General features: G+C 73.4%; 19 protein-coding genes. 9 read left to right on the top strand and 10 right to left on the bottom strand.

Features of this window, described 5'->3' with window-relative positions; all coding sequences use genetic code 11:
* Positions 1–54: 54 nt before the first annotated feature.
* Positions 55–777, bottom strand: a complete 723-nt coding sequence (locus M8C11_RS10985; RefSeq protein ID WP_252449457.1) for a hypothetical protein — start codon at positions 775–777, stop codon at positions 55–57.
* 61 nt (positions 778–838) lie between these two features.
* Positions 839–2686, bottom strand: coding sequence for a dihydroxy-acid dehydratase (gene ilvD / locus M8C11_RS10980; protein ID WP_252449456.1), 1848 nt, complete (start codon positions 2684–2686; stop codon positions 839–841).
* Between the two features lie 110 nt (positions 2687–2796).
* On the opposite strand from ilvD, the gene M8C11_RS10975 reads away from it, so the two are divergent.
* The 4 genes from M8C11_RS10975 (at position 2797) to ilvC (ending at position 8908) form a co-directional block, all read left to right on the top strand.
* Positions 2797–5244 (top strand): EAL domain-containing protein, encoded by a 2448-nt coding sequence (locus tag M8C11_RS10975; protein WP_252449455.1) that lies wholly within the window; start codon positions 2797–2799, stop codon positions 5242–5244.
* Between the two features lie 180 nt (positions 5245–5424).
* Entirely contained in the window at positions 5425–7320 is a 1896-nt protein-coding gene (locus M8C11_RS10970; RefSeq protein ID WP_252449454.1) for an acetolactate synthase large subunit, read from the top strand.
* Positions 7321–7836 (top strand): acetolactate synthase small subunit, encoded by a 516-nt coding sequence (gene ilvN / locus M8C11_RS10965; RefSeq protein WP_073830439.1) that lies wholly within the window; start codon positions 7321–7323, stop codon positions 7834–7836.
* Positions 7837–7894: 58 nt separating this feature from the next.
* Entirely contained in the window at positions 7895–8908 is a 1014-nt protein-coding gene (gene ilvC, locus M8C11_RS10960; protein WP_120571299.1) for a ketol-acid reductoisomerase, read from the top strand.
* 81 nt (positions 8909–8989) lie between these two features.
* Here the strand turns inward: ilvC and M8C11_RS10955 are convergent, their stop codons facing one another.
* Positions 8990–10672: a tetratricopeptide repeat protein gene (locus M8C11_RS10955; RefSeq protein ID WP_252449453.1), complete on the bottom strand. Its 1683-nt coding sequence runs from the start codon at positions 10670–10672 to the stop codon at positions 8990–8992.
* Between the two features lie 265 nt (positions 10673–10937).
* Here M8C11_RS10955 and serA point away from each other — a divergent pair, with 265 nt between their 5' ends.
* Positions 10938–12536: a phosphoglycerate dehydrogenase gene (gene serA, locus M8C11_RS10950; RefSeq protein ID WP_120571297.1), complete on the top strand. Its 1599-nt coding sequence runs from the start codon at positions 10938–10940 to the stop codon at positions 12534–12536.
* A 60-nt stretch (positions 12537–12596) separates the two neighbouring features.
* On the opposite strand, the gene M8C11_RS10945 is transcribed toward serA, so the two are convergent.
* Both M8C11_RS10945 and M8C11_RS10940 read right to left on the bottom strand, forming a co-directional pair.
* The gene (locus M8C11_RS10945) at positions 12597–12953 is read right to left on the bottom strand and encodes a hypothetical protein (protein WP_252449452.1); all 357 of its coding nucleotides are present in this window, start codon (positions 12951–12953) and stop codon (positions 12597–12599) included.
* 310 nt (positions 12954–13263) lie between these two features.
* A complete protein-coding gene (locus M8C11_RS10940) occupies positions 13264–14136 on the bottom strand; it encodes an FAD:protein FMN transferase (RefSeq protein ID WP_120571295.1) in 873 nt (290 codons plus the stop codon).
* 218 nt (positions 14137–14354) lie between these two features.
* Here M8C11_RS10940 and M8C11_RS10935 point away from each other — a divergent pair, with 218 nt between their 5' ends.
* Together M8C11_RS10935 and M8C11_RS10930 are read left to right on the top strand one after the other, a co-directional pair.
* The gene (locus M8C11_RS10935; RefSeq protein WP_252449451.1) at positions 14355–15386 is read left to right on the top strand and encodes a 3-isopropylmalate dehydrogenase; all 1032 of its coding nucleotides are present in this window, start codon (positions 14355–14357) and stop codon (positions 15384–15386) included.
* Positions 15387–15575: 189 nt separating this feature from the next.
* On the top strand, positions 15576–16670 hold the full coding sequence (locus tag M8C11_RS10930; RefSeq protein WP_252449450.1) for a branched-chain amino acid aminotransferase: 1095 nt from the start codon (positions 15576–15578) through the stop codon (positions 16668–16670).
* Between the two features lie 101 nt (positions 16671–16771).
* On the opposite strand, the gene M8C11_RS10925 is transcribed toward M8C11_RS10930, so the two are convergent.
* From M8C11_RS10925 to M8C11_RS10910, 4 genes are all read right to left on the bottom strand, one after another.
* A complete protein-coding gene (locus M8C11_RS10925; protein ID WP_120571232.1) occupies positions 16772–17512 on the bottom strand; it encodes a tyrosine-protein phosphatase in 741 nt (246 codons plus the stop codon).
* Between the two features lie 51 nt (positions 17513–17563).
* Positions 17564–18028 carry a PRC-barrel domain containing protein gene (locus M8C11_RS10920; RefSeq protein ID WP_120571231.1) on the bottom strand — a complete coding sequence of 155 codons (465 nt, stop codon included), beginning with the start codon at positions 18026–18028 and terminating at the stop codon, positions 17564–17566.
* Positions 18029–18221: 193 nt separating this feature from the next.
* Positions 18222–18752, bottom strand: a complete 531-nt coding sequence (locus tag M8C11_RS10915) for a carboxymuconolactone decarboxylase family protein (protein WP_252449449.1) — start codon at positions 18750–18752, stop codon at positions 18222–18224.
* Between the two features lie 2 nt (positions 18753–18754).
* Positions 18755–19315 (bottom strand): peroxiredoxin, encoded by a 561-nt coding sequence (locus M8C11_RS10910; protein ID WP_121686053.1) that lies wholly within the window; start codon positions 19313–19315, stop codon positions 18755–18757.
* 315 nt (positions 19316–19630) lie between these two features.
* Between M8C11_RS10910 and cimA the strand changes: the two genes are divergently transcribed.
* The gene (gene cimA / locus M8C11_RS10905; protein ID WP_252449448.1) at positions 19631–21229 is read left to right on the top strand and encodes a citramalate synthase; all 1599 of its coding nucleotides are present in this window, start codon (positions 19631–19633) and stop codon (positions 21227–21229) included.
* A 1-nt stretch (position 21230) separates the two neighbouring features.
* Here cimA and M8C11_RS10900 read toward each other — a convergent pair whose 3' ends face one another.
* Positions 21231–22223, bottom strand: a complete 993-nt coding sequence (locus M8C11_RS10900; protein ID WP_252449447.1) for an endonuclease/exonuclease/phosphatase family protein — start codon at positions 22221–22223, stop codon at positions 21231–21233.
* 279 nt (positions 22224–22502) lie between these two features.
* On the opposite strand from M8C11_RS10900, the gene M8C11_RS10895 reads away from it, so the two are divergent.
* Positions 22503–23024, top strand: a complete 522-nt coding sequence (locus M8C11_RS10895) for a hypothetical protein (RefSeq protein WP_120571227.1) — start codon at positions 22503–22505, stop codon at positions 23022–23024.
* Positions 23025–23080 lie beyond the last annotated feature (56 nt).

Raw genomic sequence — 23080 nt, 5'->3', positions numbered from 1 at the left:
GGCCCCGTTTGACACCCATGACGTTCCACCCGACGGTTGTGAGGGCTGAGAGCGCTAGTTCGGCAGGGCGGCGAGGCCGGCCAGCAGTTCCCACCGCTCGGCCTCGGTGAGCACCGCGTACGCCGGTTCGTCGCGGCGGTCGGTGTCCGCCTCGATCGCCGCGCGTTCCGGGCCGTCCGGCAGCGCGCGGATCTCGTCGGCGGTCAGCCCGGCGGCCCGCCACGCGACCCGGTGCGCGTCCGCGCGGTGGTGGCGCAGCGAGCCCAGCCGGGTGACGAGCAGCAGCGCCGGGGAGGCGCCCTCCGGCTCGTACGGCGGGGACATCGCCCGGAACACCGGCCCGCCGGTGGCCTGCGCGTGCGTCAGCACCCGACCGACCAGGTCGGCGAGGCGGGGCACGATGCTCAGACCGGGCAGCACCCCGGGCAGCATGGTCCACAGTTCCTCGGCGGCCTCGCCGGTGGCCCGCTGGGCGAACAGCGTCAGCTCGCGGCCGAGGTCGGTGAGGTGCCACGCGCCTTCGGCGTCCCGGACGACGATGCCCTGCTCCAGTTCCTCGTCCATGCTCCCGGAGGTGTAGACCAGGCCGTCGGCCAGCGCCTCGGCGGGCATCGGCCGGGCCAGCACACCGGAGAAGAAGCTGTTCTCCGCGCCGAGGGTGCAGCCCCGCTCGGCGTAGAACGCCTCCATCCGGGCGCGGGCTCCCCAGCGGGCGCCCACGTAGACCCGGTCGATCGCCGGCCGGACCAGTCGCGCGTAGCTCACCGTCGTCTCCACGCCGCCGGACCCTACCGGCGGCGGGCGTCGCGCGGGGCCCTGTCGCAGAGCCCCGCGCTGCTCACTCGGGGACGCGGCGGTAGGCGCCGTCGCTGGCCGAGGTCGCCATCGACGCGTACGCGCGAAGCGCCGCCGACACCGGACGCTGCCGGTCGACCGGGGTGTACGGGCGGTCCCGCTTCTCCTCGGCCACCCGGCGCGCCTCCAGCTCGTCGGCGGGCACGTTCAGTTCGATCGACCGGCCCGGGATGTCGATGACGATCTCGTCGCCGTCGCGCACCAGCGCGATCAGCCCGCCGGAGGCCGCCTCCGGGGAGACGTGCCCGATGGACAGGCCGGAGGTGCCGCCGGAGAACCGGCCGTCGGTCAGCAGCGCGCAGGAACGGCCCAGCCCACGGCCCTTGAGGAACGAGGTGGGGTAGAGCATCTCCTGCATCCCGGGGCCGCCCTTCGGGCCCTCGTACCGGATCACCACCACGTCCCCGGCGACGATCTCCTTGGCGAGGATCGCGGTCACCGCGTCGTCCTGCGACTCGTAGACCTTGGCCGGGCCGCGGAACGTCAGGCACTCCTCGGGCACACCGGCGGTCTTCACCACGCAGCCGGCCGGCGCGAGGTTGCCGTGCAGGATCGCCAGGCCGCCGTCCGCGCTGTACGCGTGCTCCCGGTCGCGGATGCAGCCGCCGGCCGCGTCGGTGTCCAGCGACGACCAGCGGTTGGCGGTGGAGAACGGCTCGGTGGTGCGCACCCCGCCCGGCGCGGCGTGGAACAGCTCGACCGCCTCTAGGGTGGCCGAGCCGCCCCGGACGTCCCAGTCGGCAAGCCACCGGTCCAGGGTGGGGGAGTGCACCGCGCGCACGTCGCGGTGCAGCAGCCCGGCGCGGTCCAGTTCGCCGAGGATGGCGGGGATGCCGCCGGCCCGGTGCACGTCCTCCATGTGGTAGTTCGGCGAGTTCGGGGCGACCTTGGCCAGGCACGGCACCCGGCGGGAGATCGCGTCGATGTCGGCGACGCCGAAGTCCAGTTCCGCCTCGCGGGCGGCGGCGAGCAGGTGCAGCACGGTGTTCGTGGAGCCGCCCATCGCCACGTCGAGGGCGATCGCGTTCTCGAACGCCTCCCGGCCGGCGATCGAGCGCGGCAGCACCGAGGCGTCGTCGTTCTCGTACCACTGCTTGGCGATCTCGACCACGGTGCGCCCGGCCTCGACGAACAGCGACCGCCGCGCGGCGTGGGTGGCGAGCGTCGAACCGTTGCCGGGCAGCGCCAGGCCGATGGCCTCGGTGAGGCAGTTCATCGAGTTGGCGGTGAACATGCCGGAGCAGGAGCCGCAGGTGGGGCACGCGGAGCGCTCGATCTCGCCGAGCTGGTCGTCGGTGACCGCCTCGTTCGAGGAGGCGATCATGGCGTCGATCAGGTCGATCTTGGAGTGCACGATGCCCTCGATCGCCACCGTCTTGCCGGCCTCCATCGGGCCGCCGGAGACGAAGACCGTCGGGATGTTGAGCCGCAGCGCGGCCAGCAGCATGCCCGGGGTGATCTTGTCGCAGTTGGAGATGCAGACCAGGGCGTCGGCGCAGTGCGCGTTGACCATGTACTCCACCGCGTCGGCGATCAGCTCCCGGCTGGGCAGGGAGTAGAGCATGCCGCCGTGGCCCATGGCGATGCCGTCGTCCACGGCGATCGTGTTGAACTCCCGGCCGACGCCGCCGGCCTCGGCCACCGCGTCGGCGACCAGGCCGCCGAGGTCCTTGAGGTGGACATGACCGGGTACGAACTGGGTGAAACTGTTCGCGATGGCGACGATCGGCTTGCCGAAGTCGTCGTCGGTCATCCCGGTGGCCCGCCAGAGGGCCCGGGCGCCGGCCATCGTCCGACCGTGGGTGGAGGTCCTCGACCGCAGCTCAGGCATGACAACCAGTCTGACACCATCCGCGCGGCGATCCCGCGGCGCGCACCCTGTGTCCCAACAGTTGCACACCCGGTGCCCCACGGGAGGCGCTCATCCGGCAGAGTTGACGCGTGAAGTCGTCCCCGGGGATGGTCACCGTCGCGGTGTTGAGCGGCATCGTCGCGGCCGGTGCCGCCGGGCTGCTCGCCGCGTCGGTGCGGCGCCGCACCGGCCCCCGCCGGCCGGCCCACCTGCTGCTCGCGGTCGCCGCCGGGGCCGCCCTGTTCAGCCTCGTGGTCGGTCTCGGCGGCCTGCTGGCCGCCGGTGACCACTGGGCGCACCGGCAGGGCCAGCGGACCGGGTGGGCGGTCCTCGTCTCCGTCGGTACGACGCTCGCGGCGCTCGGCCTCGGGGCCGCCGTCCTGCGGCTGCCCGGCGCCGCCGCGACTCGGGCCGCCACCGCCCGGCTGCTGCTCGACGGCCTGATCATGGGCAGCGCGCTCTGGTTCGTCGGCTGGGTGGCGTTCAGCGAGCCGACCCGGCTGCTCGGCGACGCCACCCCGGTCGCCTGCCTGCCGATCGTGCTGGCCACCGTCAGTGCGGCGCTCACCACCGGGCTCACGATGATCGTCGTGCTGAGGGTCGCGCCGCCACGCGGGTGGCTGACGCTGCTCGCCGCCGGCGCGATAGCGGTGACGGCCGGCGGGCTGGCCGTGTCCGCCGGGCTCTGCCAGGCCGGCCCGGGCATGGTGCTCACCGGCGCGGTGCTGACCGCCGCCGGTCTGCTGGCCACCGCCGTGGCCGGGCGCCGGGCCGACCTCACGCAGCTCGACGTCGACTTCATCCGCCGCGACGGCGAGTACGCCTTCGTGCCGATGTTCGCCATGGCGGCCTCCGCGATGTACCACCTGGTGCAGGGCGGCGGATTCGACGGGTATGCCATCGTGGCCGGCACCGTCGAGGGGTTCGCGCTGGTGACCCGGCAGTACCTGGCCCTCAACGACGTGCGCGGCTACGCGATCCGGCTGGCCGAGCGGGAGGCGCACTTCCGCGAGCTGGCGCACACCGACCCGCTGACCGGGCTGGCGAACCGGCGCGGGCTGCTGCGCGCCCTGCACCGCAGTGCCGAGGCCGGCGTGCCGTGCGTGCTGCTCGGGCTCGACCTCGACGGCTTCAAGAACGTCAACGACATGCGCGGGCACGACGTCGGCGACGCGGTGCTGATCGAGGTGGGGCGGCGGCTGCGGGGCAACCTGCGCCCGGGTGACCTGGCCGCCCGGCTCGGCGGCGACGAGTTCGCGGTGCTGATGCACGGGCCGGCCGACCCCGGCCCGGTCGCCGACCGCCTGCTCGGGGTGCTCGGCCGCCCGTACGAGCAGGGGGACGGGCCGGTCTTCCTGTCGGTGAGCATCGGAGTGGCCGCCGGGCACGGTGAGCAGGACGTCGAGCTGCTGCTGCGCAACGCCGACCTGGCGCTGCGCTACGCCAAGCAGCGGGGCAAGAACCGGATCGAGCGCTACGACGCCACGTACGACCAGTTGCTGAGCCGGCGGACCCGGATGGAGCACGAGCTGCGCGGCGCGATCGAGCGCGACGAGCTGCGGCTGGTCTTCCAGCCGGTGGCCTCGCTGCCGTCGGTGCGGCCGGTCGGCGCGGAGGCGCTGCTGCGCTGGCGGCACCCGGAGCTGGGCAACGTCCGGCCGGACGAGTTCATCCCGCTCGCCGAGGAGTGCGGGATGATCGCCAAGCTCGGCGCGTGGGTGCTGCACCAGGCCTGCTACCAGCTCTCCCGCTGGCTGGCCGACGGGCACGACGTCTGGGTGTCGGTGAACGTGTCGCCGCGTGAGCTGCACGCCCCGGAGTACGTGGTCCAGGTGGCCGACGCGCTGCGCGCGCACCACGTGCCGCCGCAGCGGCTGGTGCTGGAGGTGACCGAGCACGCGGTCGCCACCGACCTGGACGAGCTGATCCGGCGGCTCACCGCGCTGCGGCTGACCGGCGTCCGGATCGCGCTGGACGACTTCGGCGCCGGCTACTCGTCGCTCGGCCAGCTCCGGCGGCTGCCGATCGACATCCTCAAGATCGACCACAGTCTGGTCGCCGAGCACGAGCCGGTACGGCCGGTCGGGCGGGACGGCCCGGCGTTCGCCCCGATGGTCGACATCGTCATGCGTCTGGGCCACCAGTTGGGGCTGGAGGTGATCGCCGAGGGCGTCACCAACCCGACCGAGCTGGCCGCCGTGGTGGCCGCCGGCTGCCGGTTCGGCCAGGGCGCGCTGTTCGGCTGGGGCGTGCCGGCCGAGCACCTGGAGGCGATGCTGGAGGCGGCCACCGCCCCCGGCAACCGGCACAGCGCGATGCCGCCGGTGCCGCCGCCCGCGCCGGCGCGCGCCCCGTCGCCGCTGCTGCCGCGGCTGCGCAACAACCCGCCCGCCGCGGTGCCCGCCCAGCGTCCCCCGACGGAGGGATCTTCGCAGGTGGCGCCGGGCGCGGAGGGGGTGCCGGCGGCCGACACTCCCACGTCCGTGAACCAAAATGTGGGATCAGTTGACTCATCGCGTGAGATGCGTCAGGCTTAGCCGCATGTCGTCGAACCGGTCGCCGCGAGTACTTACCTGAGCGCACTCTCCCACCGAGAGTGCGCTGGCCCCGTGCATCCTGCACGTGGGCTTTTTTGTTGCCGTCGGACCATCGCCGGGACCTCCCCGTCCCATCCTGAGAAGCGCGTCACCCACTCACTTCCGAAGGCTTGAACCGCCATGACGAGACCCACGCCAGAGACCCTCGCCCACTCCGCCCGCCGTGCCCGTTCCGGCACCGGCGCGGCCGGTGACTCCGACCCCGCCGCCCGCTCCGGCCGTACCGTCCCGGCGGCCCCCACCACCGAGACGCCCGTACGGGAGCCCGCCACCGCGCAGGTCTCGGGCGCCGGTTCGCTCGTGCGGTCGCTCGAGGCGCTCGGCGTCGACGTGGTCTTCGGCATTCCGGGCGGCGCGATCCTGCCCGCCTACGACCCGCTCTACGACTCCACGGTCCGGCACATCCTGGTCCGCCACGAGCAGGGCGCCGGGCACGCGGCCACCGGTTACGCGCAGGCCACCGGCCGGGTCGGCGTGTGCATCGCCACCTCCGGCCCGGGCGCGACGAACCTGGTGACCCCGATCGCGGACGCGTACATGGACTCGGTCCCGATGGTGGCGATCACCGGGCAGGTGGCCCGGCCGTCGATCGGCACCGACGCCTTCCAGGAGGCGGACATCCAGGGCATCACGCTGCCCATCACGAAGCACAACTTCCTGGTGCAGACCGCCGACGAGATCCCCCGCGTGCTGGCCGAGGCGTTCCACCTGGCCGCGACCGGCCGCCCCGGCCCGGTGCTCGTCGACATCCCCAAGGACGTTCTCCAGGCGCCGGCGACCTTCTCCTGGCCGCCCACGCTGGACCTGCCCGGCTACCGGCCCACGCTGCACCCGCACGGCAAGCAGATCCGGGAGGCGGCCCGGCTGATGACCTCGGCCCGCCGTCCGGTCCTCTACGTCGGCGGCGGCGTGCTCAAGGCCGGTGCCACCGAAGGGCTGCGCAAGCTGGCCGAGCAGACCGGCATCCCGGTGGTCACCACGCTGATGGCGCTGGGCGCGTTCCCCGACTCGCACCGCCAGCACCTGGGCATGCCCGGCATGCACGGCACCGTCGCCGCGGTCTACGGCCTCCAGAAGGCCGACCTGATCGTGGCGCTGGGCGCCCGCTTCGACGACCGGGTGACCGGCAAGCTCGACTCGTTCGCGCCGGACGCGGCAGTGGTGCACGCCGACATCGACCCGGCCGAGATCGGCAAGAACCGGCACGCCGACGTCCCGATCGTGGGCGACGCGCGGCACGTGATCGACGAGCTGATCGCGGCGGTCACCGCCGAGCAGGCCGCGCACCCGTCGGTGGACCACACCGACTGGTGGGCCCAGCTCGACGACCTGCGCGAGCGCTACCCGCTCGGCTTCGAGGAACCGGCCGACGGCACGCTCTCCCCGCAGTACGTGATCAAGCGGCTGGGCGAGATCGCCGGCCCGGACGCGGTCTACGTGGCGGGCGTCGGCCAGCACCAGATGTGGGCCAGCCAGTTCATCTCGTACGAGAAGCCGCACACCTGGCTCAACTCCGGTGGCCTGGGCACCATGGGCTACGCCGTCCCGGCCGCGATGGGCGCCAAGGTCGGCAAGCCGGACACCACGGTGTGGGCGGTCGACGGCGACGGCTGCTTCCAGATGACCAACCAGGAACTGGCCACCTGCGCGCTGGAGGGCATCCCGATCAAGGTCGCCGTGATCAACAACGGCAACCTCGGCATGGTGCGGCAGTGGCAGACCCTGTTCTACGGGGAGCGCTACTCCAACACCGAGCTGGGCACGCACAAGCACCGCATCCCGGACTTCGTCAAGCTCGCCGAGGCGCTCGGCTGCGTCGGGCTGCGCTGCGAGAACGCCGCCGACGTGGACAAGACCATCGAGGCGGCCATGGCGATCAACGACGCGCCTGTGGTCATCGACTTCGTGGTCGGCAAGGACGCGATGGTCTGGCCGATGGTCGCCGCCGGCACCAGCAACGACGAGATCATGTTCGCGCGGGGCGTGCGCCCTGCCTTCGACGAGGACGAACTCTAGATGACTATGCACACGCTGTCCGTGCTGGTGGAGAACAAGCCGGGTGTCCTCGCCCGGGTCTCCGGGCTGTTCTCCCGGCGCGGGTTCAACATCGACAGCCTCGCCGTGGGCGAGACCGAGAACCCGGACGTCTCCCGCATCACCATCGTGGTCAACGCCGAGTCCTCGCCGCTGGAGCAGGTGACCAAGCAGCTCAACAAGCTGGTCAACGTACTCAAGATCGTGGAACTGGACCCGCAGGTGTCGGTGGCGCGGGAGCTGCTGCTGGTCAAGGTCCGCGCGGACCGCGCGGCCCGCGCCCAGGTGCTGGAGACGGTCGGCCTGTTCCGCGCCCGGGTGGTCGACGTCGCGCCGGACACGCTGACCGTCGAGGCCACCGGCACGCCGGACAAGCTCGACGCGCTGCTGCGCGACCTGGAGCCGTTCGGCATCAAGGAGATGGTCCAGTCCGGCACCGTGGCCATCGGGCGGGGTTCGCGGGCCATCACCGCCGGCCCGGCCCTGCGCGCCGCCTGATCCGTACCCACAAGTTTTTCGACGGGCCGACGGGCACCGCCGTACGAAAGGGAAGTCAATGAGCGTTGAGGTGTTCTACGACGACGACGCCGACCTGGGCCTGATCCAGGGCCGCAAGGTCGCCGTGATCGGGTACGGCAGCCAGGGCCACGCGCACGCGCTGTCGCTGCGCGACTCCGGCGTCGACGTGGTGATCGGCTTGCCCGCCGGGTCGAAGAGCCGGCCGAAGGCCGAGGAGCAGGGCCTGCGGGTGCTCACGCCCGCCGAGGCGGCGGCCGAGGCCGACGTGATCATGATCCTGGCGCCGGACACCGCCCAGCGGCACATCTACGCCGAGTCCATCGCGCCGAACCTGGCCGCGGGCAAGGCGCTGTTCTTCGGGCACGGCTTCAACATCCGGTACGGCCTGATCAAGCCGCCGGCGGACGTGGACGTGGCGATGGTCGCCCCGAAGGGCCCCGGTCACCTGGTCCGCCGCCAGTACGTCGACGGCAAGGGCGTGCCCTGCCTGGTCGCCGTCGAGCAGGACGCCAGCGGCAACGCGTTCGGCCTGGCCCTGGCGTACGCCAAGGCGATCGGCGGCACCCGGGCCGGCGCGATCCGGACCACCTTCACCGAGGAGACCGAGACCGACCTGTTCGGCGAGCAGGCGGTGCTGTGCGGTGGCGCGGCGGCGCTGGTGCAGACCGGTTTCGAGGTGCTCACCGAGGCCGGCTACGCGCCCGAGGTGGCCTACTTCGAGTGCCTGCACGAGCTGAAGCTCATCGTCGACCTGATGTACGAGGGCGGCATCGCCCGGATGCGCTACAGCATCTCCGACACCGCCGAGTACGGCGACCTGTCCCGCGGCCCGCGCGTCATCGACTCGCGGGTCAAGGACGAGATGCGCAAGATCCTCGGCGAGATCCAGTCCGGCGAGTTCGCCCGCGAGTGGGTGGCCGAGGACGAGGCCGGCCGGCCGAACTTCGCCAAGTGGCGGGCCGAGGGCGCGGCGCACCCGATCGAGGAGACCGGGCAGAAGCTGCGGGCCATGATGAGCTGGGTCGACCGGCCGATCACCGAGACCGCCTGAACCCTCCCCACGTGCGGCCCGCGACCCGACGCTCTCCCCGGCGTCGGGCCGCGGGCCGCAGTCCGTTCCGCCCACCACCGGTCAGGTGGCGACCAGCCGGTCCGCCTCGGCGAGTGCCCGCCCGGCCTCGTCCCGGCGGCCGAGCGCAGCCAGCGACGTGGCCAGGTTGCGCAGTGCGACGGCCATCTCCGCGGGCGGCAGCCCGCCGTCCACCGCACGCGCCTGCTCCACCGACTCGCGGTGGGCGTCGTACGCCTCGTCGAGCCGGCCCAGCGCGTCCAGCCGGTTGCCGAGATTGCCCAGCGCGTGGGAGAGGTCGGCCCGGTGGGCCGGATCCTCGTCGGCCAGCTCCCGGCGCAGGGCCACGCACTCCCGCAGCGCCTCGGCCGCCCCGGCCACGTCACCGGACCGGTTCAGGGCCCGGTCCAGGCCGAACAGGGCCGCGCTCAGCAGCGCGCGGTAGGCCGGTTGTTCGGCCACCAGTGACCGGGCCAGCTCGACCGCCTCCCGTCCGGCCGCTGTCCCGGTCGTACCGGCGATCCGCGTGCCGGGCGGCGGCGGGTCCTCGTCGCCCCGCTTGAAGGCGGACATGACCGTCACCGCGCACAGGCTCTGGACGAGCAGTGGGCGGAACACCTCGGGCAGGTCGTCGGCCTGCCGTCGGCATAGCGGCAGGAACTCCTCCAGGAGCGGCTCCAGGTCTTCCCACGCGCCGGCCGTCATCCGTGCCGAGACGAGCGACGCCAGTGCCCCGGCCAGGTGCATGCCCCCGCCTTCGCGTGCCACCTCGACGGCTTCGGCGAGGCGGGCGACGCCCTCGTCCGGCCGGCCGCTACGCAGCAGCAGGAGACCGTGGGTGCGCAGCGCGTGGGCCAGGCTGCTTCCGCGTACTCCGGGAGTCCGGTCGACGAAGCGCCGTAGGTGGTCGACCGCCGTGGCGGCGAGCCGGTCGGCCGCCTCGTCGTCACCCAGTTCCTGCCGGCAGAGCGCCTCGGTCAGCAGCGCGTCGGCGGACATGCGGTGCCCGGGCACCGGTGTGACGGATCGGAGCACCTCCAGGTTCGTGGCGGAGGCCGTCAGCAGTTCCAGCGCGTCCCGGTGCCGACCGTGCACGGCCATGCTGCCCGCGAGGCTCACCGCCGCGTTGGCGCCGACGGACATCCAGCGCAACCGGTGCCGCCAGGGAAGGCCGCGGTACGCGTCCCAGGCCTGCCGGCGGACGTCGAGCGCTTCGTCGGACCGCTCCAGCGTCGTCGCGCATTCCCCGGCCACCAGCAGGGTGAGGATCCACCGGGCCCGATCGTCGACGGTGAGCGGTTCCACGTCGGCCCAGGTGCGCAGCGCCAGCCGCGTCGACGTGAGCGCCTCCCGTACCTGGCCGAGATGGGCCCGGTGCCGGGCGAGCAGCATCCGGGCGGTGGCGAGCGCCACGAGCCCGAGCCGGTCGGACGACTCCTCGACGTACCCGATCGCCTCGGTGAGCTCGGCGATGACCGCGGTCGTGGGACGGACGTCCGGCACGCCGGCGCGGGCCACCAGCGCCCGGGCCAGAGCCGTCCGGTGCCGATCCGGGCGTTCGGCGACCAGCCGGCGGCAGAGCGCCACCGCCTCCTCGGCGGCGGCCGTCCGCCGGGCCGTTCCACCCCGCAGGCCGCTCACCACCTGGGACCGGGTGATCAACGCCTCGGCCAGCCTCGGCCCCCAGCCTGCCGGGTCGAGCCGGGCCATCGGCCGCAGCAGCGCGATCCGGACGACCACCGACATCGGCGCTTCCTCCCTCGTGACGACAGCTCCCGTTGTAGCGGGCCGCTGCCAGCGCGACGTACGGTGAACGGGGGATGACAGGCGTGCGACGGGCCTGTGTGAGGGCCCTCACCCCGCAGTCCGGGACACGCCGGGCGGGCGGCCCCCTACCATCCTTGGTGTGGTGCCCGAGCGCACCCGACGGCCGTGGCACGGATCGGCGCAGGGCGCAGCGCGGCGTCCCGGCGCCCCAGGCCGAACCATTACCGAGCGTCTACGAGGACCGATGAATCCTGTCGTACTGATCGCCGAAGAACTCGCCCCCGCCGCCATCGAGGTGCTCGCGCACGACTTCGACGTGCGCCACGTGGACGGCACCGACCGCCCCGCCCTGCTCTCCGCCCTCTCCGAGGCCGACGCGGTGATCGTACGCAGCGCCACCCAGATCGACGCCGAGGCGATCGCCGCCGCGCCGCGGCTGAAGGTGGTCGCCCGGGCCGGCGTCGGCCTGGACAACGTCGAGGTGCCGGCCGCCACCGCGCGGGGCGTCATGGTCGTCAACGCGCCCACCTCGAACATCGTCTCCGCCGCCGAGCAGGCCGTCGCGCTGCTGCTCGCGGTGGCCCGCAACACCGCCAGCGCCAGCGCCGCGCTCAAGGCGGGGGAGTGGAAGCGGTCCAAGTACACCGGCGTCGAGATCCAGGGCAAGACCGTGGGCGTGGTCGGCCTCGGCCGCATCGGCGTGCTCTTCGCGCAGCGCATCGCCGCGTTCGGCACCCGGCTGATCGCGTACGACCCGTACATCCAGCCGGCCCGTGCCGCGCAGCTCGGCGTCCGCCTGGTCGGGCTGGAGGAGCTGCTGCGGGAGAGCGACTTCATCTCGATCCACCTGCCGAAGACGCCGGAGACGGTCGGCCTGATCGGCGAGAAGGAGCTGGCGATCGTCAAGCCGGGCGTCCGGATCGTCAACGCCGCCCGCGGCGGTCTGGTCGACGAGCAGGCGCTCGCCGACGCGATCGCGGAGGGCCGGGTCGCCGGCGCCGGCGTCGACGTGTACGCCAAGGAGCCGTGCACCTCCTCGCCGCTGTTCGCCTTCGACAACGTGGTGGCCACCCCGCACCTGGGCGCCTCCACGAACGAGGCGCAGGACAAGGCCGGCCTCGCGGTGGCCAAGAGCGTCAAGCTCGCGCTCCAGGGCGAGTTCGTCCCGGACGCGGTGAACGTGCAGGCCGGCGGCGTGGTCGCCGAGGACGTCCGCCCGCTGCTGCCGCTGGCCGAGCGGCTGGGCCGGGCGTTCACCGCCCTGGCCGGCGGGGTGGCCGCCAGCGTCACCGTCGAGGTGCGCGGCGAGATCGCCGCCCACGACGTGTCGGTGCTCAAGCTCGCCGCGACCAAGGGCCTGTTCAGCTCCGTGGTGGAGGAGCAGGTCACCTACGTCAACGCGCCGCACCTGGCCGCCGAGCGGGGCGTCGAGGTCACGCTCGCCACGCCGGGCGAGACCGTCGACCACCCGAACCTGGTGACCGTGCGCGGGGCGCTGCCGGACGGCCGTACCGTCCGCGTCTCCGGCACCGTGGCGCACACCGGCACCCGGGACGTGTTCAAGCTGACCGAGGTGGACGGCTTCGACGTGGAGATCGGCGCGGAGGGCATCCTGGTCTTCCTGCGCTACGCCGACCGGCCCGGCGTGGTCGGCACCGTCGGCACGCTGCTCGGCGAGGCCGGCGTGAACATCGCCGCCATGCAGGTGGCCCGCCGCGAGGCCGGTGGTGAGACGCTGATGACGCTCACCGTCGACCAGGCGCTCGGCGCCGACCTGCTGACCTCCGCCGCCGACTCGATCGGCGCGGTCGCGGCCAGCGCGGCCGACCTGCGCGACGTGTAGTCCGAACAGGACACATGGGGGCCCGGCCGGATCGGCCGGGCCCTTCGTCGTCCCGGTGGGTCAGGAACGGACGCGGGCCGGTGGCGGGTAGACCGAGCCGTCCTGCGCGTCGAAGAGCATCAGGTCGTGCTCGCCGGCCAGCCGCTCGATGTCCAGCAGGACCTGGTCCGGGCAGGTCGGATACAGGTTCATCTCGATGTGGTCGGCGGCCGTGTGCAGCGGCGCCACCTCCCACGGCGTACCGGGCCGGGCCGGGCGGTCCGGGTAGCTCGCCGTGATCGCCCGGTAGAAGGCGACGAGTCGCGGGTCGGGGTGCTGCTCGCCGTGCCAGCCGTCGCGGCACTGCTGCACCGCCGCGCGCACCTGCTCCGGTGTCGCCCCGTTCGGCAGGGCCCACACGCTCAGATCGAAACTCACGGCGGACAGCGTGCCATCCCGGGCCCGGCCCGTCACCTCTGCCCCACCGTGCGTTCACCGCTGATTGCCGACACCGTTCACCCGGCGTCCGCTGTGGAGACTCTTGCGTCGAGTTGCGTCGATTCGCTAGCGTACCGATGCGGTTTCCGCTGAGTCGATCCCCGGCCCGTCTTCGGGTGGCGTGGTCGGGCGCCCGGCCCCTCGGCCCGCACCCCTCGATTGCGCGAGCCACGCGCACTCGTCGCTGACCGGCCCTCACGGTCGTTGCCGAGACCGTGGGGGCCGATCGCGCTCCGCGCCGGGCAGCGGATCAGCGCCGGTGGTGCGCGAACAGCGGCCGGTAGTCCGAGTCGTGACGGAACCAGGCCAGCCCGGCCGGTCCGGCGGCGTACAGGGCGGTGGCGTAGGCGTCGGCGACGGCGAGGTTCGGGCCGAGCACGGTGGCGGCCACCAGCCGATCGGTCGGCTCGCCGGTGTGCGGGTCGACGACGTGGCCGCGCCGGCCGGTCACGCCGGACGTGCCGACCGCGCCCGTCGTCATCTCCAGCACGACAGGTGTCCGGCGGGTGTCGGTGGGGTGGTGCACCGCGACGCGCCACGGCCCGCCGTGCGCCGCGTGTCCGCGTACCGTCAGGTCGGCGCCGCTGAGCACGGCGTAGTCGTGGATGCCGGCGGCGCGCAACCGCGCCGCGGCCCGCTCCACCGCCCAGCCGCCGAGCAGGCCCCCCGGGTCGAAGCCGCCGGGCACGGCCCAGGCGTCGAACCAGCCGTCGGTGGCCGCCCGCATCGCGGCGCAGAGGTCGATCAGGTCGGCCAGCGGCGGGTACGAGTCGGGGCTGATCTCGTCGCGGCGCAGCCGGGAGACGAGGCTGTCCGGCCGGTTCGGGCCGTAGGTGAGGTCGACGGCGCGCAGCTCGGCGACGGCGTCGCGCAGCGCCTCGCTGACCGCCCGGTGGCCGAACCACTCCGGCGCGTTGAGCAGCATGGTGTAGTCGGCGGTCGAGGTGGCGACGGTGTGGCGGACGCTGATCCGGCCGGACGCGGCGGCGCCGGACCGCTCGGCGCGGTGGTTCGTGGCGCCCAGGTGCAGGTCCGGGCGGGCCGGGCGGAACGCGGACTGGTCGACCCAGCGGGTGCGTGGCTGTTCGTCCGCCCAGTGGGCCCGCCGGTGCTCGATCCGCATGACACCTGCCCCCTCGGTGGTCGCCGCCGCGTCGCGGCGGTGCCGGATTCCGGGCCCCCGTCGGCCCGTGGCCCCGACCCTAAGCAGTGGAGATGACCGCACCATGAGTGCCGGCTGGGAGCCTCCTGTGATTCGCCGTCCCGGATGATGGAAGATTCGTACCGGGGGGCGGGACGGCGACGTACGGTTGCGCCTAACGACAAGACGAGGAGCGTCAGGTGGCACACATCGCGGTGGTGGCCGGCGACGGCATCGGACCCGAGGTGGTCGCGCAGGCCCGCAAGGTCCTCGACGCGGTGGTGCCCGGTATCGAGGCCACCGAGTACGACCTGGGCGCGGCGCGCTATCACCGCACCGGCGAGGTGCTGCCCGACTCCGTCCTCGACGAGCTGGCCGGTCACGACGCCATCCTGCTCGGCGCGGTGGGCGACCCGACCGTGCCGCCGGGTGTGCTGGAGCGCGGTCTGCTGCTCAAGCTCCGGTTCGCCTTCGACCAGTACGTCAACCTGCGCCCGTCCCGGCTCTGGCCCGGCGTCGCCGGTCCGCTCGCCGCGGTCAAGCCCGGCGAGGTCGACCTCGTGGTGGTCCGCGAGGGCACCGAGGGGCTGTACGCGGGTGCCGGCGGCGCGCTGCACCGGGACACCCCGGCCGAGGTGGCCACCGAGGAGAGCCTGAACACCCGGCACGGCGTCGAGCGGGTGATCCGCGACGCGTTCGCCCGCGCCGCCCGCCGGGAGCGGCGCAAGGTCACGCTCGTGCACAAGACCAACGTGCTCACCCACGCCGGGTCGCTCTGGGCGCGCGCCTTCGCCGCGGTGGCCGCCGAGCACCCGGACGTGACCACCGAATACCAGCACATCGACGCCGCCGCGATGTTCCTGGTGACGAACCCGTCGCGGTACGACGTGGTGGTCACCGACAACCTGTTCGGCGACATCCTCACCGACATCGCCGCCGCCGTGACCGGTGGCATCGGGCTGGCGGCCAGCGGCTGCATCAACCCCGAGGGGCGCTACCCGTCGATGTTCGAGCCGGTGCACGGCTCGGCGCCGGACATCGCCGGCCAGGGCGTCGCCGACCCCGTCGCCGCGGTGCTGTCCGCCGCGCTGCTGCTGGACCAGCTCGGCCACGCCGACGCCGCCGCCCGGGTCACCGCCGCGGTCGGCGCCGAGCTGGCCGGGCGTACGCCGGGAACTACGCTGCGCACCGAGGAGGTCGGCGACCGGCTCGCCGCGCTCTCCGTAGCCTGACCGGGCCGACCCTGCTGGCGGCCCGGTACCGGGCCGCCAGACCCGTCACCGGGCCACCCCGACCGTCCGGCGCGTCGTCTCCGCCGGGGCGGAGCTATCCGCTGAACGACCGTTCGGGGTAAGTTTTCTGGCACCAGTGACGTCGGCGTGCGATCCCGCATGCCGTCAACCCGCAGGGAGGTCAGCGCGATGAGCGGTGGTGACATGCTCGATTTCGAGATCCGTCCGAATCCCGCGCCGGTATCCGCCGCCGACCGGGCCGCCCTGCTGGCGAACCCGGGCTTCGGCCGGGTCTTCACCGATCACATGGTCACCATCCGGTACGCCGAGGGCAAGGGCTGGTACGACGCCCGCCTGGAGGCGCGGGCGCCGATCCCGATGGACCCGGCCGCTGCGGTGCTGCACTACGCGCAGGAGATCTTCGAAGGGCTGAAGGCGTACCGCACCGGTGACGCGGTGACGATGTTCCGCCCGGAGGCCAACGCGGCCCGGTTCAACGCGTCCGCCCGCCGGCTGGCCATGCCGGAGCTGCCGGAGGAGACGTTCGTGGAGTCGCTGCGCCGGCTGGTCGAGATCGACCAGGCGTGGATTCCCGAGCACGAGGACGCCAGCCTCTACCTGCGGCCGTTCATGTTCGCCAGCGAGGTCTTCCTCGGTGTCCGCCCGGCCAACGAATACCTCTACTGCGTGATCGCCTCGCCGGCCGGCGCGTACTTCGCCGGTGGCGTGAAGCCGGTGACGGTGTGGGTCTCGCCGGACTACACCCGGGCCGCGCCCGGCGGCACAGGCGCGGCCAAGTGCGGCGGCAACTACGCCGCCTCGCTGGCGGCCCAGGCGGAGGCGATCGAGGCCGGATGCGACCAGGTGGTGTTCCTGGACGCGGTGCAGCGGCGGTACGTCGACGAGCTGGGCGGCATGAACGTCTTCTTCGTCTACGACGACGGCAGCATCGTCACCCCGCCGCTGGGCGGCACGATCCTGCCGGGCATCACCCGCGACGCGATCCTCGCGCTGGCCGCCGAGGCCGGGCACGAGGTGCGGGAGGCGCCGGTCGCCTTCGCCGACTGGCAGGCGGACGCGGCGAGCGGGCGGCTGCGCGAGGTGTTCGCCTGCGGCACGGCCGCCGTGATCACCCCGATCGGCGGCGTGCGCTTCCCGGACGGCGAGTTCCTGATCGGCGGCGGTGAGTCGGGCCGGGCCACGATGGCGTTGCGCCAGAAGCTCGTCGACATCCAGCGCGGCCGCGCCGAAGACCCCCACGGCTGGGTCACCCGGGTCCTCTGACGGTCATCCCGCGGTGATCAAGGAGTTCGCGTCCGGTTCCGGCGCGGACGAGGACACCAACTCCTTGATCACCGCTGGGCAGGGTCGGGGCGGCGCGGCGGTCAGTCCAGGAGGTGGGTGCGGAGGGACTCCAGCTGCGCCTCGGTGACGCCGGCGTGGGTCAGGTAGCCCTCGATCGAGCCGTAGCCGCCACGCAACTCGGCGAGGAACAGCTCCATCGCCTCGGCCGGGGAGGCCAGGAACGGCGGCGGCGGTTCCTCCGCGTCCGGCAGCGTGGCGCGGACCCACTCGGCGAAGCGCTGCGACGCGGCGCTGCTGAGCGCGTAGTCGGCGACCACGTCCTCGTCGGGCACCCCGAGCACCGCGAGCGTGAGCGCGCAGACGATGCCGGTGCGGTCCTTGCCGGCGACGCAGTGCACCACCACCGGGGCGTTGGCGCTGTCCGCGATCAGCCCGACCGCCTCGGCGAGCCCGGCCGTGCCGGTGCGCGCCAGGTCGGCGTAGCGGTCGGCCAGGTAGCGGGCCAGGCTGACGCCGGAGGAGTCGAACCGGTTCGCGCCCCAGTCGGCGTGCTCGGGGTGGATGTGCCGGTAGGTCAGGCCGTCGTAGTCGGGCACCCGCCCGTCGCGTTCCACCTCGGTGGGGCGGCGCAGGTCGATCACGGTACGGATGCCGAGCGCGGTGAACGCGCTCCGGTCGGTGTCGTCGATGCGGTGCAGCGAGTCGGAGCGGTAGAGCCGGCCGCGGCGGACGGTGCGCCCGTCGCGGGCGGCGTATCCGCCGACGTCGCGGAAGTTGAACAGGGCGGGGAAGGGGCTCTCCGGGGCGTCCACATCCGACACGGTAACGGCCGGCGGGGCGCTCGCGCGTCCCCGCCGGCCGTCGCCGAGGTGTCAGATGCGCGGCGGCACGTCCGGCGGCAGCGCCGAGTGGTTCTCGCCGTAGTAGCCGCCCAGCCGGTCCCGGTAGCCCGGGTCGGCGTGGCTGGACTCGTCGTACTCCGGGGCGGCCTTGATCTGGTCCTTCTCCCGGTCGACGTGCACGGTGCGGGCGTCGTGGTCGACGTGGTTCACGGTGCCGGCCGGGAGCATCACCTTCTTGCCGAAGATCCACGGCCCGGTGTCCACGACCAGGTAGCTGTCGTCCACCTCGTGGCTCGCCCGGTCGATCTTGCCGATGGCGCCGTCGGTGGCCTCGACCTTGTAGCCGGTCAGGTCGGCGCTCGCCACGCCCGCCTCGTCGCGGTAGCGCCACGGGTCGAAGGCGCCCGCCGGAGCGCCCCCGGCGACCGTGCCCCGGCCGTCGTCGAGGATCGGCTCGGTGCCGCCGTGCGTGGCGCGCGGGTCCAGTCCGTCCATGTGCCGCCTCCCGTCCCCAGGGCCGCGGCCGTCGCGGCGCCGTCGTCAGTCGGAAGGGTTACCCACCCTGTCCGAGCACCAACCCGCCGGCGGCCGGCCCGCCGACGCCGAGGGGCCGGCGCCACGGTGGTGACGCCGGCCCCTCGGGTCGTCGGCCCGCGCGGTGCCGGTCGGGCGCGCACGGGCCGGTGGGTCAGGCCAGTGCGGCCTCCGCGTCCAGGGTGACCGCGGCGGCGTGTACGACGGCGGCGATCCGCAGTCCCTCGTGCACCTGCTCACGGCTGAACCCGGCGGCGCGCAGCGTCTTCTCGTGCGACTCCAGGCAGACGCCGCAGCCGGTGATCGCCGAGACGGCGAGGCACCACAGCTCGAAGTCGGTCTTCTCCACGCCGGGGCGGGCGATGATCTGCATCCGCAGCCGGGCCGGCAGCGACGCGTACTGCTCGTCGCCGATCAGGTGCTTGGCCCGGTAGTAGACGTTGTTCATCGCCATGACCGCCGCCGCGCCCTTGGCCGCCTCGACCGCCTCGGGGGTGAGGTGACCGGCCGCATCGGCGGCGATCTCCCGCAGCACCACCGGGTTGCGGGCCGCCACCGCGCAGGCCAGGGCGGTGCCCCACGCCTGCTCCGGCTTCAGCGTCGAGGTGGTGATGGTGGAGCCGAGGTTGAGCCGGATGTCCTTGGCGTACTCCGGCAGACCCGCCTTGATAACGTCCAGGCCCATGGTCAGGCCCCGGCGCCGGCGAGGAGCGCGTTGGCGTCGAGCGTCGCCCCGCCCTTGTTCCAGTTGCACGGGCACAGCTCGTCGGTCTGGAGCGCGTCGAGCACCCGCAGCACCTCGGAGACGTTGCGGCCGACCGAACCGGCGGTCACCATGGCGAACTGGATCTCGTTGTTCGGGTCCACGATGAAGGTGGCCCGCTGCGCGACACCGTCCTCGCCGAGCACGCCGCAGGCGGAGGTCAGCTCACGCTTGATGTCGCTGAGCATCGGGAAGGGCAGCTCGCGCAGGTCCGGGTGGTCCTTGCGCCAGGCGTAGTGGACGAACTCGTTGTCGACGGAGACGCCGAGCACCTGGGCGTCCCGGTCGGCGAACTCGCCGTTGAGGCGGCCGAACTCGGCGATCTCGGTCGGGCAGATGAAGGTGAAGTCCTTCGGCCAGAAGAACACGACGCGCCACTGGCCCTCGTGGGACTTGTGGTTGATCGTCTCGAACGCCTTGTCGGCGTCGAGCGACACGCAGGCGGTGAGTTCGTACTCGGGGAAGTGGTCACCGACAGTGAGCACGGGTCCTCCTTGAGCGTGACCCGGCAGCACCGCCGGGTCAGTAACTGGATCTGTTCAAGATTCTTCCGTAGCCCCGTTTGCGCTCGTGGCGGGCGTGCCCGCGTGTGAAGACGATCACCGGGACGTTCACCGTCCCGGAATATGGGTTTCGCCTCCCAAAACCGGGGGCGGGGTGGCAGAGTACGGGTCGTGACCAGCTTCGTCCTGATCATTAGCAGCTAGCGCGCCGGCCCTTCCCTCGCCGAGCGCGCAGACCTCCCGCATCCGCGGGGGGTCTTTTTGTTTGCTCCCCCAGGGCACGAGAAGAGGACTCCGATGACGTTCCAGGTGTACGACACGACGCTGCGCGACGGCGCGCAGCGCGAAGGGCTCACGTACTCGGTGGTCGACAAGCTGGCGGTGGCCCGCCTGCTGGACGACCTCGGAGTCGGCTTCATCGAGGGCGGCTGGCCGGGCGCGGTGCCCAAGGACACCGAGTTCTTCCGCCGCGCCCGCACCGAGCTGGAGCTGCGGCACGCGATCCTGGTCGCCTTCGGCGCCACCCGCAAGGCCGGCCTCGCCGTCGAGGACGACCCGCAGGTGCGCGGCCTGCTCGACGCGCAGACCCCGGCCGTGGCCCTGGTCGCCAAGGCGGACCTGCGGCACGTGGAGCGGGCGCTGCGCACCACCGCCGAGGAGAACCTCGCCATGGTCCGGGACACCGTCTCGTACCTGGTGGCGCAGGGGCGGCGCGTCTTCGTCGACGGGGAGCACTGCTACGACGGGTTCCGGTTCGACCCGGGCTACACCGCCGCCGTCGCGGAGACCGCGCTGGCCGCGGGCGCCGAGCGCTTCGTGCTCTGCGACACCAACGGCGGCATGCTGCCCTCCCAGGTCACCGCCGTGATCGAGGGGCTGGTGGCGCGGACCGGGATCGCGCCGGAACGGCTCGGCATGCACGCCCAGAACGACACCGCCTGCGCCGTGGCGAACACGATCGCCGCGGTCGAGGCGGGCGTCCGGCACGTGCAGGGCACCGCCAACGGGTACGGCGAGCGCCCCGGCAACGCCGACATCTTCGCGATCGTCGCCAACCTCCAGCTCAAGCTGGGCATGCCCGTCCTACCGGAGGGCTGCCTGGAACAGATGGTGCGGGTCTCGCACGCCATCGCCGAGATCGCCAACATCGCCCCCGACACCCACCAGGCCTACGTCGGGGCCGCCGCCTTCGCTCACAAGGCGGGGCTGCACGCGAGCGCGATCAAGGTCGACCCGTTGCTCTACAACCACGTGGAACCCACTGTGGTGGGCAACGACATGCGGATCCTGGTGACCGAGATGGCCGGCCGGGCCAGCATCGAGCTCAAGAGCCGCGAGCTCGGTCTGGACCTGGCCGGCCATCCGGACACCCTGTCCCGGGTCACCGGGCGGGTCAAGGAGCTGGAGGCCGACGGCTGGTCGTTCGAGGCCGCCGACGCCTCGTTCGAGCTGCTGGTCCGCTCCGAGCTGCCGGACGCCGCGCCGGCCCGGCCGTTCGCGCTGGAGTCGTACCGGGTGATCGTCGAGCACCGCGAGGACGGCGCCGTGGTCTCCGAGGCGACGGTGAAGATCCGGGTACGCGGTGAGCGGGTGATCGCCACCGCCGAGGGCAACGGCCCGGTCAACGCGCTGGACGAGGCGCTGCGGGTGGGTCTGGCCCGGCACTACCCGGAGCTGCGCGAGTTCGAGCTGGCCGACTACAAGGTCCGCATCCTGGAGGGCAGCCACGGCACCGGCGCGGTGACGCGCGTGCTCGTGGAGACCGCCGGCGCCGGCCGCGACTGGACCACTGTGGGCGTACACCCGAACGTGGTCGAGGCGAGCTGGCACGCCCTGGTCGACGCGCTCACCTACGGCCTGGACCGGGCCCGGGTGCCGGGCGGGACGGCGGCCTGACTCACCCGGCCGGCAGGCGCAGCTCGACCAGCAGCGCGCGGTGGTCGCTCCCAGGCACCGGACGGGTGCCGGCGGCGCGGACCGCGATGCGCCGGTCCACCAGCACGTGGTCGATGGCGACCGGCGGGATCGGGTCGCCGTCGTACGGGCCCCAGGTGCCGCCGAACCCGGCTCCGGCCGCGTCCGCCGCGTCGGTGTAGCCGGTGGCGATCAGGTCCCGCAGCGCCGCGTGGTCGAGCGTGGCGTTGAAGTCGCCGGCCAGCACGCTCAGCCCGCCGTCCGGGGTGGCCGGCGGCTGGGCGCGCTGGTCGGTCCACCAGTCCGGCACCACGTCGGGGGCGTACGGCGCGGCCGGGTGCGCCGACTCCACCCGCAGCGGCGGCGCCCCGGGCACCGTCACCGTCGCGTACGCCTGGGTGAAGAAGAAGCCCTGGTTGCGCCGGTGGCCGGTGTCCCGCAGCGGGTGCCGGGCGTACACGCCGGAGCCGGTCGAGCCGACCTCGGGGGTCAGCGACCGGTACGGCAGCAGCGCGGCCAGGCCGAGCCGGTCCAGCTCGGCGGCCAGCGGCGGGGTGAGTTCCTGCACCGTGAGCACGTCCACCCGGCGCGTCCGGACCAGGTCCACCAGCGCCGCCGGATCGGCCGAGCCGAGACGCAGGTTGGCGGTGAGCAGCCGCAGCGCCGGCCCGTCGGCGGCGGGCCGGTCGCCGGGGACCGCGCGGGGCGCCACCGCGCCGACCAGCGCCAGCGCCGCGAGGGCCGCGACCACCGCCGGGGCGCGGCGCCGCAGGGCGAGCGCCGCCACCGCCACGACCGGGGCCACGGCGGCGGCGTACGGCGTGAACGCGATCGCCAGCACCAGCGGACCGCGTTCCAGTCCGGTCAGGCGCACCAGCGCCCACGCGGCGACCGGCGCGACCGCGAGCCAGCACGCGACGGTGGCCGGGCGGCCGCCCCGGGTATCGGCCCGGGGCAGGCGCGGCAGGGTGATCATGACGGTGAGGCTACCCGGATCCGGGCCGGCGCGACGCCCTCCGAAACAATTTCGTGAATTGTTCCTCGCAATTTTGGGGCATCTTTGCGGATCGGTCGGACACGCAATAACGCTATTGACCGCCTGCATTTTCCGGTGCTAGGTTCCACCTGGTTGAGACGTCGCGACTCTCTGTAGTAAGGCCAGCTCACGAGCGGTGCGCTCCCGGGCGGATACCCGATGATCCGCAATTTGACGCGCGCAGTCGCCGTATCACCACGGTCTACCAAGGGAGAACTCATGGCCACATTCTTCAAGCGAAAGGCGACGGTGGTGGCGCTCGCCGCGCTGTCGCTCAGCCTGGCCGGTGGCGGGATCGCCGCGGCCGCCCAGCCGGAGGCGAAGCCGCAGCCCGGCGCCCGGCACTCCACGGCGCAGCCGCCGGTGACCGCCGTCGAGCGGCAGGCCGCCCGGACCGCGATGCGGGCCACCCTGGCCCCACCGGCCGCGGGCCAGGTCGCCTGGGCCGTCGTGGCGGCCAACGGGACGCTGTTGCAGCACTCCGGCAACGTGGTGTCCTCGTTCCGGTTCACCCCGGGCACCGGCGTCACCGCCGGGCAGTACCAGGTGCTGCTGGACTACAACGTCTCGGCCAAGGCGTACGTGGCGACCATCGGCACGAACGACCCGGCGAACGTGCCGCCCGCCGGTGAGGTGTCGGTCGCGCCCCGCACGCTGACCCCGAACGCGGTCTTCGTGCAGACCCGCAACTCCACCGGCGGCGCCGCCGACCGGCCGTTCCACCTGGTCATCGCCAACTGACCCGTCCGGCCCCGCACCGGCCCCCGCTCCGGCGGGGGCCGGTGTCGTGTTCCGTG

The organism is Micromonospora sp. CPM1, from assembly GCF_023896895.1.
GTDB classification, from domain to species: domain Bacteria; phylum Actinomycetota; class Actinomycetes; order Mycobacteriales; family Micromonosporaceae; genus Micromonospora; species Micromonospora tulbaghiae.
Note: the sequence above shows the minus strand (reverse complement) of the source record. Positions and strands in the feature narration are given on the sequence as shown.